Here is a 14,054-nt window from a genome sequence, read left to right on the forward strand (position 1 = left end):
GCGGTTTTTTTGTGGGAAAACGAGGGACTTATTTATACAAAAAAGGCACAATTTTGCACCAAAAAAGAGACAATCAAGTGATACGTTGTTTTTAATGGAGTTATCATTGAAATGGTTTTCAGAAAGCACGATGAAAATATTTGACACCTTGTAAAATAGTAGTAACATAATAAGTGTAATAAATTATTTTATAGAGGAGTGAGTGTCATGGAACAACGACAACATCATGGAATGGACTGGGGTTCATTAGTATTAGGAATTCTATTTGTTCTGACTGCATTAATTTCTTTCCAAAATCCTGCCGGTAATTTAATTGCCATTGTGATGGTTTTTGCGATTTTTGCTATTATTAAAGGGATTTTTGAAATTTTTGTACGTAATCGTATGAAAGAATTGCTAGGCTACAAAGCTTATGCACCAATCATCTTAGGGATTATTGATATCCTAATTGGTGTTTACTTATTGTTTAACTTAAATATTGGTGTCGCTGTGTTACCATTTGTTTTTGCAATTTGGTTTTTATTCGACTCAATTTTCGGCTTATTTACTTTAGATTTTGCTAAAAGAGTAAGCACAGGTTACTTCTGGTTCACATTAATTGTTGACGTTTTAGGGATTATCTTAGGTGTAATATTATTATTTAATCCATTGTCTTCAGCATTAACTCTAAGCTTCTTAGTTGGCTTCTACTTTATGATGTTTGGTATTAGCAATATTGTATATGCTTTTAGATAAAAGAAGTAAAAAAAACAGGTTTTCCGAAAAGGAAAACCTGTTTTTTTTTAATAACGACGGCGGCAGTTGCCATTATTTCCCGAAATTGTTCGAACAAGCCACACGATAATCGCTACGGGAACTAAAATTTTTACTGCTAGCCACAATAAGCTTCCCACGATACCGACAACGGCACTAAAGAGTGAACCGACAACTAAAAATAAAAGGACCACTAAAAGAATATTTATAAACATTGGTCGTTGATTATTCATACGTACTACCTCCAAATTTTTCCTGTTTTCTATATACAGAGTATAGCAAGAAAGCGCAACAAACACCTCCATCGGAAGGCTGATTTTTTTCTCTGGCGAATGATGGAGCCGCTGTTGGTTATTTTGGACTTTCTTATTGAAATAATCAGAATATTCTGGTGTATAATTATAAAAAAGGATTTAAAGTGAGGGATTGGATGTCGACTGAGGGATTAATCGCTTTGTTAGAAAAGAAACGAAATCATTTAAGTAAAATTGAAAATCAAGTACTGGATTATATTTTGACGCATATGACGGAAATTAGTTCACAAACCATTTATGAGGTGGCGCAGGCGTTGTTTGTCTCAACAGCCACTATTTCTCGGACAGCAAAACACTTAGGTTATCGAGGCTTCCAAGAATTAAAATACGCAATCGTCCAATCGGTGCAGAGCGAGAGCACAGAAAGCGATAGTCGTAGTTTTCAAGCTATTACGCAACAGTTGATTGCCAATGTGCAAGATAGTTTTCAACAAATGGATGAAGCCAAAGTCGCGGAAATGCTTAAAATGATTGAGCGTGCGAATACGATTGAAGTGTTCGGTGTTGGTGGCAGTTTTCCTATTTGTACTGATTTTGCACGAAAGCTAACATTTTTAGGAAAAAAAGCCTATGCACGATCTGATTGGGATGAACAAGCGGCAGCAGTTAAGAATCTGGACGGACAGGATTTAGCCATTTTTGTCAGTTATACAGGAGAAACTAAAGGGATTTTAGCGTATGCACGTGTAGCGCAGGAACAGCAAGTGCCGATGATTAGTTTGATTTCGACTAAAGGAAGCACCTTGGAAAAATTGTCGACGACGACGTTATTTGCCAAAGGGACGACACGTTATCATCAGCGCGTAGATTTAAGTTCAAGAATTGCTGTCATTTGTTTGTTCGATACGGTTTTATTAATGTATGCAGAGGCAAAGCAGCCGCGGTAATTTTATGCAACACCATACTAAATGATGTAAGGGGATACAGAAAGAGTGTAGCCTCTTTTTTCTTTGTTTTGGGCTAGTTATAATGAGGGCAATGAATGTAAACGCAATCATTTTTAGTTTTGTAAAGAATGAATGGAGGAGTTAAGAAATGGCAGTAAAGAAAAAGAAAGCGACTTTCTGGGAGTTTTTCCAAGGATTAGGCAAAACGTTTATGTTGCCAGTGGCTTTATTAGCTTTTATGGGGATTTTGTTGGGATTAGGAAGTTCTTTTTCCAGTGAATCTATGATTGAAACGATCCCGTTTTTAAGAAAGCCCGCAGTGAAAATTATTTTCCAATTTATGTCGACAATTGGTGGTTTTGCGTTTGCCTATTTACCTGTCATGTTTGCAATGGCCATTCCGTTGGGGTTAGTTCGGAAAGAAAAAGGAATTGCTGCGTTTTCAGGTTTCGTAGGCTATACGGTGATGAATTTAGCGATTAATTTCTATTTAGTGCAGACGAATCGCCTCGTGGATCCTGAGCAGTTGCGGGAAGCCGGCCAAGGAATGGTTTTTGGGATTCAAACGATTGAAATGGGCGTTCTTGGTGGAATTATCGCTGGGCTTATTGTCTATAAGTTGCATAATCGATTTTATACGGTGCAACTACCAGATAGTTTTGCCTTTTTTTCTGGCGCACGGTTTGTACCAATTATTACTTCATTAGTGATGGCCTTCGTGGGCTTAGTAATTCCGTTAGTTTGGCCACTTTTCGCGCTAATGATTATGGCGATTGGCCAACTTATCCAACGTTCTGGTATTTTTGGGCCTTTTCTGTTTGGTTCAGGGGAACGTCTACTGTTACCGTTTGGGTTGCATCATATTTTGGTTTCCATGATTCGTTTTACTGAAGCAGGGGGTTCAGCGGTGGTGGCTGGCAAAGAAGTGTTTGGTGCGTTAAATATTTTCTATGCAGAATTGCAAAATAATTTACCGATTTCACCAAGCGCAACAGCTTTCTTGTCACAAGGGAAAATGCCGACCTTTATTTTTGGCTTACCAGCGGCGGCACTTGCGATGTATCATACTGCAGCTCCGGCGAATCGACATAAGATTAAAGGCTTACTCCTTTCGGGTGTAATTGCTACGGCTATCACTGGCATTACAGAACCAATTGAATTTTTATTCTTATTTATTAGTCCATTATTATGGCTGTTTCATGTCATTATGACTGGTCTAGGTTTCATGGTAATGGCTTTATTAGGTGTTGTGATTGGGAACACTGATGGCGGGCTACTGGACTTTGTTATTTTTGGCTTGTTACAAGGAACTTATACAAAATGGTGGTGGGTTCTCATTGTCGGCGCTATCTGGTTTGTTGTTTATTATTTCGTCTTTAAAACAGTCATTGTAACCTTTGATTTAAAAACACCTGGACGAGACAAGGTCTTAGATGAGACTGAATATACCGATCAAGAAGTTCAATATAAGAAAACGGGTGGCTATGATGCGCCTGGGATTTTAGCGGCTTTGGGTGGGCAAGAGAATATTCAAGCTATTGATAATTGCATTACGCGTTTACGTTTAGTGTTAGCAGATGCTAATAAAGTAGATGATGACAAATTAAAGCAATTAGGGGCTTTAGGCGTTGTACATTTAGATGCGCAGAATGTACAAGTGATTATCGGAACCAAAGTGACAACGGTCCGTAATCAATTAGAGATGATTTTAGGTTAGAAAAAAGACAGAAGGTGAAGAGTGTGTCGTTTGATAAAGCAATTGATCGACGAGGAACGTATTGTACACAGTGGGATTTTGTAGAAGACCGATTTGGGGAAGCGGACTTGCTTCCCTTCACTATTTCCGATACGGATTTTGCTGTGCCAGAGGCAGTTCTGGCAACATTACAGGAGCGTTTGAACCATCCAGTATTTGGCTATACGAGGTGGAACCATCCGCAATTAAAAGAAGCAATTCAAACGTGGTACCAGGCAAGATTCCAGACGAAGATTGAAGAACACTGGATTATGTATACCCCGACCGTTATCTATGGTATTTCTGCTTTGATTCAATTATTGACTAACGAAGGGGAGGGCATTATTTTACAAACACCTGCCTATGATGCATTTTTTAAAGTTATTCAGGAAAATAAGCGGCAAGTAGTGGCGAATGAACTGCTTTATCAAGAGAAGCGCTACAGCATTGATTTTATTGATTTAGAAAAAAAACTAGCGCAACCAGAAAATCGCTGTTTGCTTTTATGTTCCCCGCATAATCCAACAGGACGTGTTTGGGAGCAATGGGAATTAGAGCGAATAGTTTCATTGTGCCAACAGTATGATGTGTTTTTACTTTCTGATGAAATTCATATGGATATCGTTAATAAAGGCCATGTTCATCGACCAATTACGCAATTTAATTATAAAAAATCTGCCATTATTACCAGTGGCACGAAAACCTTTAATTTTCCAGGGCTGATTTTTGCTTACGCCTTAATTCCAGATAACGAATTGCGTGACGCTTTTCAGCTCAAATTAAAAAACGCCGATGGTTTATCATCAACAAGTATTTTGGGAATGCTAGCAACCATGACGGCCTATCAAAAATGTGGTACTTGGGTTGACGAGTTGAATGATTATTTAGCGGAGAACCAACGTTACGTGAAAGATTTTTTACAGACATATTTGCCAAAAATTAAAGTGACGGAGCTGGAAGCCACTTACTTAATGTGGTTGGATGTATCAGCGGCAGTTCCAGATGTGGCCCGCTTACAAGAGGCTTTAGTTTCTGTGGGGAAAGTCGCCATTATGGACGGCTCGATTTATGGCGGTAATGGACAACGATTTTTACGGTTAAATATTGGCTGTTCGCAAGCAAAACTACACGAGGGACTTGAAAGGATGCGCCAAGGTTTTGAAGCTGTTTTACAAAAGGATGGCACAGCATCAGCGCTTGGGAATAATTGAGAAAAGATAGCATTCCGAAAATGGTTGCAGTACAATGGAAAAATAGAAACAAATAAAATAACAAAAAGTAACAACTTGTCATTTACTGGGGGAAAAGAAATGAAAACAATTAAAACAAAGCAAGCACCACAAGCAATTGGGCCATATTCACAAGCAAAAAGTGTGAATGGTTTATTGATTACTTCTGGTCAGATTCCACTGGATCCTGAAACAGGCAAGGTGGTTGGGACAACGATTAAAGAACAAACCAATCAAGTACTGAAAAATATTCAAGGGATTTTAACAGAAGCTAGTAGTGATTTTGCTCATGTAGTCAAAACGACATGCTATTTACAAAATATGGCGGATTTCACGGCATTCAATGAAGTCTATGCTGAGTATTTTAGTACGGAATATCCTGCACGCACAACGATTGAAATCTCTAAATTACCGATGGATGTGTTGGTGGAGATTGAGATTATCGCAGAAGTAGTGGCGTAAAAAGAATAAAACAATGGTTCCATTAAGGTATAGTCACTTAGGGAACCATTGTTTTTTTTGTGGTTGCTTTTTTGCCGAAAGTAAGGAAAGATTTTGGTATATCGAAAACAACGTTTATTCGCTATAGTAAAAATACAAGTAAGCGCTAACTTGTGGAGGAATGACAAATGTTAACATTTAATGAACAAAGACTATTAGAACAATTGTTGAAGGAAGAGGAGTTTCAAACATTTGATGCACTAGCTAGTCACTTAGGCCTATCAGTTCGAACGGTTCGTAATTTATTGAATAAATTAGAACCGACTTTTCAGCAGAATCACCTTCGGCTGTCTAAAAAGTATGGGGTTGGTATTAAATTAATTTCAGAAAAACAGTCATTTAGAGAAATATCAGAAAATATTCATACATCCATTGTCGTACGTCGTGAAGTTTTGAAGTTAATGTTGTTATTTTATTATCGAAAAAAAGTTTCAATTAATCAATTAAGCCAAGTGTTTTTCCTAACAAAAAGTTCAGTATTAGCTGATTTAAAAATTGTTGAGAAGGAACTGGCTGTTTATAATTTGAAAATTGTAAGTAGTCATCAAGGGACTGAATTATTGGGACATCGAAAAGATATAAAATCAGCAATTATTGATTCGGTGCACTTAGTTGGTACGGCATTTATTTTTGAAAACCGTGCCTATCTGTCGAAAAATCAATTTTATTGCCAAAAAATTTTAGTGAGTGAGTTTAAGAATGTTATATTATCAGGAATTCGTTTAATATCGATAAAATATTCCTATTCTTTTAATGAGGATTTTATACAAACTTTAGTCATCCAATTAATGGTAGACATTTTATTATTTGGTAAACAGATGAATGAAAAACAATCAAAAGATGGTTCTGATCCGGCGACAGACTTTCAATTGTATCTAGAACAGACATTAGGATTTACTTTTTCTAATCAATATAATCCAAATCGAATTGGCGAATATCTAGCTGCGTGTGAATATAGAAAACCACAAAAATCATCGCCGTTACATGAAATTGCCAAGCAAGTGCTGACTAGTTATCAAGATTTACAACAGGTTAGAATGGATACTTCAAATTTAATCGATAAAATTGCAGATAACATTGGACAAATTAAACAACGAAACCACTATAGAATGAGTGTTTTTCATCCGCTATTGAATGATTTACAACTGAATTTTGGTAAAGAATTTATTGCTTTGCGGTTCTGCTTTTTAGCAATTGAAAAAACAGTCGGTTATGTAAGTGATGATGAGCTATGTTTTCTGCTAGTTACTATTTTAAATACACCACAAAGGTATAAGCCCCAGTTAACTGCTCGTCTAGCTAGTAATGGAAGTTCGGAATATCGCCAGTTTATCAAAAGAGAACTACAACGAAATTTGTCAGATGTTCAGGTATTTTTAAACGAGGAAGTGAGTATAGCAGATTGGCAGTTTATTTTTTCAAAAAATAAGCAATTAAAAAAATTAGCAGACGATAATATAAAGTTTGATGTATTCAATAAAAGCCATTTAGCAATTGTTAAAAATGAAACCGCTTTATATAAACGATTTAAAGTAGAACGAGGTTGTAGTATACCATCTATTTTTGAAACAATTTCTATGTCCAATAAATTAAGTAAGGCAAAGGTCGTTGAGAAAATCACAGAACGACTGATTGAAGAAGAAGTTACTGACTTTGCTACCATTGAAGATGCTTTTAACAGAGACCAGCATCAACCTCTTATATGGCGAAAAATGGAATGTGCGATTTTATTTATGATAGATCCAAGACAATTACAGTCACAAATACGAGAATTCAGCTGGTCTGCATTAATCAATTGGTGTGAGAACAATCAAAATAATCAGGTGCGAAAAGTAGTTATTATTGTTGCTGGAAAAATAGAAGAAATTGATTTTTACGAAATTTTTAGAAGATTTGTGTCAAATGGATAAGGAAAATAGTTGGTTGGCGTTTTGTTTGAAAGAAGGAATAAGGGAGGTACAAAATGGAAAAAATCGTTCAATTTGTAAATGAAAAAATATCACCACCACTCATGAAAGTTGGAGAGAATCGTTATATGATAGCTGTTAAAAACGGCATGATTTTAACTGTTCCTTTTACTATTATTGGTTCAATTTTTATGATTTTAGCCCAGTTTCCGCTGACAAGTTATCAGAATTTTATTGAACCTTACAAGAATGTATTAATGGTGCCAACTTCTGTAACTTTTGGGATTATTGGTTTAATAGCAGTAGTTGGGATTAGTTATAGTTTATCTCAGTTTTACAAAATTGATACTATTCGGAATGTTTTAATGTCGTTAGTTTGTTATTTATTAGTACAATCTTCCATGGGAGAAGATGGATCGTATAGCATTAACACTGGAAATTTTGGTACTTTAGGTGTTTTTTCAGCAATTATTATTTCGTTTGTAGTTGTTGAAATTTATCGATTTTGTATGAACAAACAGTTAGCTATTAAAATGCCGAGTAGTGTACCTCCAGCAATAGCTAAATCTTTTAACATTTTAATTCCGTTACTAATTTCATTAACAGTATTTTGGGTTATTCGTGTGCTGTTAGGCTTTGATATCAATGCAAGTTTGAATATGCTCTTTAGCCCGCTGGTTCAAGGTTTAAGTACCCTTCCTGGAATTCTTGTTTTTATGCTTTTACGGTCGCTACTATGGTGTGTAGGGATTCATGGAGGGGCTGTGTTATCTGTTGCAGATCCAATTTTTTTAACTATGTTAGGTGCAAATACGGATGCCTTAGCTGCTGGTGAGCCATTACCGTATATTACCGCTGCGGGTTTTGTTAACTTTATTTTTATTGGTGGCGGTGGCGCAACGCTTATGCTAGTTATTTTTATGATTTTTTCAAAGGATCAAGGATTGCGTACATTGGGAAAGCTTTCTCTGCCAGCAAGTATTTTTGAAATCAATGAACCAATTGTTTTTGGCGTACCAATGGTACTAAATCCTGTCTTGATGATTCCTTACACACTTTGTAATACATTGCTTGCTTTAATTGCATATCTGTTAATGTATTTTGATGTGATTGGACGGCCAGTTGTCGCTGTTCCATGGACTACACCACCAATTCTTATGCAATATTTAACTTCGGGTGGAGATTGGCGTGCAGCAGTGTATGGTGTATTTGCTTTGTTAGTAAGCGGGGCAATTTATTACCCATTTTTCAAAATGCTAGAGAAACAGCGGTTAGATATCACCATACAAGAAACAGCAGAAAATGAAGAGAATTTGGAAGGAGAAACTGTCCGTGAATCAAATGAATCAGTTTATTAATTCTCAGTGGCAACTATTGCCAACGCTTCTTCAAAATACCATCACAATGCCGTTTGAAGAAGAAAGTCCCAAACAAATTATTTTTGTTGGATCAGGAAGTTCGTTGAATGCTGCCAAAATGGCACAACGTTATTTTGAAACGTTCAGTCAACAATCATTGCTTTTTTTCAATGTTCAACAATATAAAAAGCAAGGAGCTTTGTTAGATCCGCATTATCTAGTAGCTATTTCTCAAACAGGCAATAGCTTGGCAACACTTGAGTGTCTTCATTTAGCAAGTGAGAACAAAAACACAACAATCTTTCTCAGTGCAACAAGGGATGAAGAAAAGCGACAGTATGCAGATTATTTTATAGACTTATGTTGTGCAGAAGAGCAAATTGGACCGAAAACAGTTGGTTTTACGGCTACGTTTATTCGATTAGTTCAATTAGCTTTAGCATTTAACAAAGATCAGGAAGACCGCATATCTGAGGAAATCTTTGTAAGTTTTAAAGAATGTATTCAAAAAATGCCTAAAATGAAGGAAATAACTCTTCAATGGCTAAAAGAAAATCCCCATTGGGCAAATGCACCTTATTTGACAATTACAGCAGATGATGCCCTTTTAGGGGTGATAGAAGAAGGTACTTTAAAGGTGTTGGAAACATTGAGAATCCCAGTCATGGCCTATGAAATTGGGGAGTTTACACATGGCCCACATCGACTAATCAAAGAGGAATCTTACCATATCTTTTTAAGTGGCGGGCCAACGACAAAGTTAACGGAAAAAGTAAATCTATATACCCAAAGTTTTACAAAAAATACTTTACTGATAGCAGAAAAGGCAGGAGAGATAACTGTAGACCTTTCTTGCGAAACTCCAGGTGTGGAGTTACTGTATACTTTGATTTTTCAAGTATTGGCAAATGAGTGGGCATTACAAACAGGATTTAATCCAGACAAAAAAGTTCATGAAGCATTTTTTGCTTTTGTGGGTACAAAAGATTAGGAGTGGGAAAAGATATGTCATTAAAAATTGCTATTATTGGTGCAGGAAGTGTATATACACCAGAAATAATTGAAGGATTAGCGCAAAGTAAAGAGAAATTACCTGTAACAGAATTAACCTTGATGGATATTAATCCAGATCGTTTAGAAATTATGTATAATTTTTTAAATCGTTATAAAAAATTTCATCAATTATCGTTTGCTATTCGTAAAACAGAAAACTTAGAAGAAGCCGTTAAAGGTCAAGATTTTATTTTAACGCAAATTCGAGTAGGTGGGAATCAAGCAAGGATTCACGATGAAAAGATTCCTCTGAAATACGATGTGATTGGTCAAGAAACTACAGGGCCAGGGGGCTATATGAAGGCGTTGCGTACAATTCCAGCTATAGTAGAAATTGCGAAAGCTGTTGAAAAACATAATCCAGAAGCATGGCTAATTAACTATGCTAATCCTACAGGTATTTTAGCAGAAGCAGTCCGTAATTATACCAAAACAAAATTTATCGCTTTATGTGCAGGTGGTATGCGTCCAAGAACTTGGATCGGGTGGGCACTTGATGCAAATTATAAAGAAGTAACGTATGATTTTGTCGGGTTAAACCATATGAATTTTGCTTATAATATTCGCGTAGATGGTCGTAAAATTACAAAAGAGGAATTTGATAAAGTAGCAGATATTCATGAAACCGTGGCCCCAGAATTAATCAAAAAATTGAATGCTCTACCTAGTCTATACTGTCAATATTACTTCCATCGCCGCCAAAAGTTAGCAGAACTTAAAGAGGCCCCTCTAACCAGAGGTGAGACAGTTTTAGGCTTGGAAAAGGAAATCTATACGGCATTAAAAAACCCTAGTCAGCATGATAAGCCAGAGATTTTAAAAAATCGTGGTGGTGGTGGTTATAGTGAATTAGCTTTAGAAGCACTTTCTGCGATCTACAATGATGAAGATATGTGGATTGTTGCAAACGTTAAAAATGAACGTGCAATTGAATTTTTACCTTATGATGCCTCTGTGGAAACACCTTGTATTTTAAATAAGAATGGGATCACCCCACTTGTTCAAAATAACATACCTGAAGGTGTATATGGCTTAGTTTCTGCTGTAAAAAACTATGAGAGCTTAGTGGTCCAAGCAGCTGTAGAAGGAAATTATGATAAAGCATTAGAGGCAATGGTAGCTCATCCATTAGTAGGAGATTTTGACATTGCTAAACCGATGTTGGATGAGATGTTAAAAGTTAACGCACCTTACATTCATCCAGATTTAGTCGCTGCAGTCACTGATTAAAAAGAAGCGAACAACAGTTGTTCTGTAATAACTGTTGTTCGCTTCTTTTTAATGTTAAAACAATACGATTCAGCCAAAATGTCTAGCCGTGCTGGAAAATTTTCAGCAAATAGGCTACCATGGAAGAAAATCGATAAAACGAAAGTTAAATGAATAGAAAAGAGATATGAAAGAGGCTATAAGATGAAAAAAAATATTAGCCAACTAACGCAGTGGTTGAAAGAACACAGTTTATTATTGAAACTAATTTTTCTTGGTTCTGTATTAGTTTTCGTGGCTAACCAAGTGACACATATCGCTCAAGGCATGACCTGGGCGGATATTTTTTCCACGATGGAACAACAAAGTACGGGGCGTTTAATTGGTATGGTCTTGGCAGGACTATTAGGGGTTATTCCAATGCTCCTTTATGACTATGTAGTCGTTAAGTTATTGGAAAAAGAAGGTAAGCCACCAATGAAACGAATGGATTGGTTAACTTCGGCTTGGGTCACCAATACCATTAATAACTTAGCGGGTTTTGGCGGCGTGGTTGGTGCAACGCTACGGATTAATTTTTACGGAAAAGATGTACCGCGGGGCAAGGTTGTAGCAACGGTCTCAAAAGTTGCTCTGTTCTTGATTTCAGGGTTATCTATTTTATCTTTTGTGGCGTTTGTTGATTTATTTTTTATTCGAACCCAAAATGTTTTTCGTGAATATTGGGTTTGGTTATTATTGGGCAGTCTGATTGCGCCAGCGCTCTGGTTTTTCACGTATTTAAAACGGCGAACATTGTTTAAAACATTTTTTCCAAAAGCGGTGCTCCTATTATTCGGCGCTTCATTAGGTCAATGGCTAGGTGGGATGTTTGCTTTCTTGATGATAGGTCGTTTGATGCAGGTGCCAGTTTCGATGGTTTCTGTTTACCCAATGTTTGTTATCGCTACGTTAATCGGGATGTTGACCATGGTTCCTGGTGGTATGGGAACGTTTGATGTCTTAATGATTTTGGGCTTGTCACAATTAGGGATTGATCGATCACAAGCGGTCGTCTGGTTGTTGTATTATCGTTTGTTTTATTATGTGACGCCTTTTATGACAGGAGTTATTTTGTTCTTGCAACAAGCAGGCATGAAAGTCAATCAATTTTTTGATAATTTACCTCGGTTATTTTCACAAAAAGTGGCGCATTTTATTTTGGTGGCGGCGTTATATTTTGCAGGAATTATGATGGTTCTATTGTCGACTGTGACGAATTTGTCGAATGTCAGTCGTTTATTCCAAGTGTTACTTCCCTTTTCTTTTAATTTTTTAGATCAAACATTGAATTTATTTGTAGGGTTCTTGTTATTAGGTTTAGCTCGAGGCATTTCTATGAAAGTGAAAAAAGCTTATTGGCCTACAATTATTTTACTAGGATTTTGTATTGTAAATACGGTGGCACGAACGACTTCGTGGCAGTTAATTGCTGTTTATGCCGTTATTTTATTGGCGGTTATTTTGGCTCGTAAAGAATTTTATCGTGAAAAGTTTGTTTATTCATGGGGCGCTTTAACGGTAGATAGTATTTTGTTTGGCTGCTTGTTTATCGGTTATGCGGTTGCTGGCTATTACGCCGCACGACCAGCTGGTGGCAATCAAGTTATCAATCACTTTTTGTTGTTTCCGTCAGATGATGTTTGGTTTAACGGATTGATTGGATTAAGTATTTCCTTGATTGGTTTGTTCTTTTTGTATCAATATTTAGCCGAAACAACTGTTACTTTAGGTGAGGGGTTTGAGGAAGCACGGTTGACACGCTTTTTGGAAAAATTTGGTGGCAACGAAGGCAGTCAATTTTTATATTTAAAGGATTATGGTCATTTTTATTACCAAGAAGAAGGCGAAGATCAAGTACTTTTTGGGTTTCAAATGAAGTTTAATAAATGCTTTGTCTTGGCGGATCCGATTGGGCAACGAGAGAAATGGACAGCGGCGACACTGGCGTTTATGGATCAAGCTGATTTGTTAGGCTATCAATTAGTTTTTTATCGTATTTCGGAAGAATATGTTATGAATCTTCACGATTGCGGCTTTGAATTTATGAAAGTTGGGGAAGAAGGTTTGATTCAATTTGATGAGCCGTCAACAGTGAATCAAACAGCCTGGACGGAAACAGTGACTGAAAAAATAGCAGCAGAAGTAGCGGATTTTCAGTTTGAATTTTATCCCGAAACGATTAGTGATGCCTTATATCAAGAGTTAGAACGAGTTTCTGCGGACTGGTCACGGAATCAAAAAGAGCGCTACTTTATTGGTGGACGGTTGGATCCCGAGTACTTGAAATGCAGTAGCGTGGGCTTGGTGAAACAGAAACAAACGGTCATTGGTTTTATTACGGGAAAAGAAATGGAAAAAGGCAAAAGTATTTCGTATGATTTGTTACGTATTCGTTCAGACGCACCTGCTTTTACTAGAGAATATTTGTTCACTCATTTTATTGAAACCTATCAACAGCAGGGCTATCAATTAATTGATATTGGGATGGCGCCGTTGGCTAACGTAGGGGAGAGCAAGTACTCTTTCTTAAAAGAACGCTTTGTTAATATTTTTTACAAGTATAGTTATCAAATTTATGCGTTTCAAGATACACGCAAGCGCAAAGAACAATATGTCACTAGTTGGCAACCACGTTATTTTGCTTATCCTAAGCGGACCAGTGTACTCTTTGCTTTTGTGCAACTTTCCTTGTTGATTACGAAAGGAAGACATCAAAGTGTTTCGCTTGTGGAAGAAGCAATGACTGAAATTTAACTCTAATATAAATAAAAAAGTTAGACTTTGGTCTAACTTTTTTATTTATCGCAAATTATTAATCAAAGAATATGTTTTTTTATTAAAGAATGGTTGACATTGAGTTTGCGTCTTATTAGAATTTAATTAGAGTGGCGGTTGTTTATCTTTTAATATGGAATCTCGTTATGTCGATATTTAACGTAAAATTTTGAGATTAGTAAGGCCGATAAACAGAAAGAACATAATTTTATAAGACCAGAAGTTAAGTATTCAAGTGAATAATTTGGCTAAGTATGTAATTGAATATTGTTTAGAACACTATCAGAATGG

The 14,054-nt window shown here is 36.5% G+C and carries 11 protein-coding genes; 10 read left to right on the top strand and 1 reads right to left on the bottom strand.

Annotated elements, in window-relative coordinates; all coding sequences use genetic code 11:
• Positions 1-207: 207 nt before the first annotated feature.
• The gene (locus IGK82_RS00110) at positions 208-735 is read left to right on the top strand and encodes an HdeD family acid-resistance protein (protein ID WP_430605127.1); all 528 of its coding nucleotides are present in this window, start codon (positions 208-210) and stop codon (positions 733-735) included.
• A 47-nt stretch (positions 736-782) separates the two neighbouring features.
• On the opposite strand, the gene IGK82_RS00115 is transcribed toward IGK82_RS00110, so the two are convergent.
• Complete coding sequence (locus IGK82_RS00115) at positions 783-986, bottom strand: hypothetical protein (protein WP_002381332.1); 204 nt, start codon at positions 984-986, stop codon at positions 783-785.
• 197 nt (positions 987-1,183) lie between these two features.
• On the opposite strand from IGK82_RS00115, the gene IGK82_RS00120 reads away from it, so the two are divergent.
• The 9 genes from IGK82_RS00120 to mprF all read left to right on the top strand — a co-directional run bounded on the left by IGK82_RS00120 (position 1,184) and on the right by mprF (position 13,742).
• On the top strand, positions 1,184-1,954 hold the full coding sequence (locus tag IGK82_RS00120; protein ID WP_002387434.1) for a MurR/RpiR family transcriptional regulator: 771 nt from the start codon (positions 1,184-1,186) through the stop codon (positions 1,952-1,954).
• Positions 1,955-2,102: 148 nt separating this feature from the next.
• Positions 2,103-3,671, top strand: a complete 1,569-nt coding sequence (malX, locus tag IGK82_RS00125; RefSeq protein WP_010709101.1) for a maltose/glucose-specific PTS transporter subunit IIBC — start codon at positions 2,103-2,105, stop codon at positions 3,669-3,671.
• Between the two features lie 14 nt (positions 3,672-3,685).
• On the top strand, positions 3,686-4,900 hold the full coding sequence (locus IGK82_RS00130; protein WP_016622173.1) for a MalY/PatB family protein: 1,215 nt from the start codon (positions 3,686-3,688) through the stop codon (positions 4,898-4,900).
• Between the two features lie 99 nt (positions 4,901-4,999).
• Positions 5,000-5,380, top strand: coding sequence for a RidA family protein (locus tag IGK82_RS00135; RefSeq protein WP_010709103.1), 381 nt, complete (start codon positions 5,000-5,002; stop codon positions 5,378-5,380).
• Between the two features lie 167 nt (positions 5,381-5,547).
• On the top strand, positions 5,548-7,329 hold the full coding sequence (locus IGK82_RS00140; protein WP_016622171.1) for a helix-turn-helix domain-containing protein: 1,782 nt from the start codon (positions 5,548-5,550) through the stop codon (positions 7,327-7,329).
• 53 nt (positions 7,330-7,382) lie between these two features.
• Positions 7,383-8,684 (top strand): PTS sugar transporter subunit IIC, encoded by a 1,302-nt coding sequence (locus IGK82_RS00145; protein ID WP_002389704.1) that lies wholly within the window; start codon positions 7,383-7,385, stop codon positions 8,682-8,684.
• The gene (locus IGK82_RS00150; RefSeq protein ID WP_016622170.1) at positions 8,668-9,675 is read left to right on the top strand and encodes an SIS domain-containing protein; all 1,008 of its coding nucleotides are present in this window, start codon (positions 8,668-8,670) and stop codon (positions 9,673-9,675) included. The genes IGK82_RS00145 and IGK82_RS00150 overlap by 17 nt, the downstream gene beginning before the upstream one ends.
• Positions 9,676-9,689: 14 nt before the next feature.
• Positions 9,690-10,967 carry a 6-phospho-beta-glucosidase gene (locus tag IGK82_RS00155; RefSeq protein WP_430605128.1) on the top strand — a complete coding sequence of 426 codons (1,278 nt, stop codon included), beginning with the start codon at positions 9,690-9,692 and terminating at the stop codon, positions 10,965-10,967.
• 183 nt (positions 10,968-11,150) lie between these two features.
• Positions 11,151-13,742, top strand: coding sequence for a bifunctional lysylphosphatidylglycerol flippase/synthetase MprF (gene mprF, locus IGK82_RS00160; RefSeq protein WP_016622168.1), 2,592 nt, complete (start codon positions 11,151-11,153; stop codon positions 13,740-13,742).
• The last annotated feature ends 312 nt before the right edge of the window (positions 13,743-14,054 follow it).

It is taken from the genome of Enterococcus sp. AZ197, from assembly GCF_050556405.1.
In the GTDB taxonomy this organism is placed as follows: domain Bacteria; phylum Bacillota; class Bacilli; order Lactobacillales; family Enterococcaceae; genus Enterococcus; species Enterococcus faecalis.

Excerpts from the sequence above, each read along its gene's own strand:
- malX (WP_010709101.1), top strand. The coding sequence starts at position 2,103 with ATGGCAGTAAAGAAAAAGAAAGCGACTTTCTGGGAGTTTTTCCAAGGA.
- IGK82_RS00120 (WP_002387434.1), top strand. The coding sequence starts at position 1,184 with ATGTCGACTGAGGGATTAATCGCTTTGTTAGAAAAGAAACGAAATCAT.
- IGK82_RS00115 (WP_002381332.1), bottom strand. The coding sequence starts at position 986 with ATGAATAATCAACGACCAATGTTTATAAATATTCTTTTAGTGGTCCTT.
- mprF (WP_016622168.1), top strand. The coding sequence starts at position 11,151 with ATGAAAAAAAATATTAGCCAACTAACGCAGTGGTTGAAAGAACACAGT.
- IGK82_RS00150 (WP_016622170.1), top strand. The coding sequence starts at position 8,668 with ATGAATCAGTTTATTAATTCTCAGTGGCAACTATTGCCAACGCTTCTT.
- IGK82_RS00155 (WP_430605128.1), top strand. The coding sequence starts at position 9,690 with ATGTCATTAAAAATTGCTATTATTGGTGCAGGAAGTGTATATACACCA.
- IGK82_RS00110 (WP_430605127.1), top strand. The coding sequence starts at position 208 with ATGGAACAACGACAACATCATGGAATGGACTGGGGTTCATTAGTATTA.
- IGK82_RS00135 (WP_010709103.1), top strand. The coding sequence starts at position 5,000 with ATGAAAACAATTAAAACAAAGCAAGCACCACAAGCAATTGGGCCATAT.
- IGK82_RS00145 (WP_002389704.1), top strand. The coding sequence starts at position 7,383 with ATGGAAAAAATCGTTCAATTTGTAAATGAAAAAATATCACCACCACTC.
- IGK82_RS00140 (WP_016622171.1), top strand. The coding sequence starts at position 5,548 with ATGTTAACATTTAATGAACAAAGACTATTAGAACAATTGTTGAAGGAA.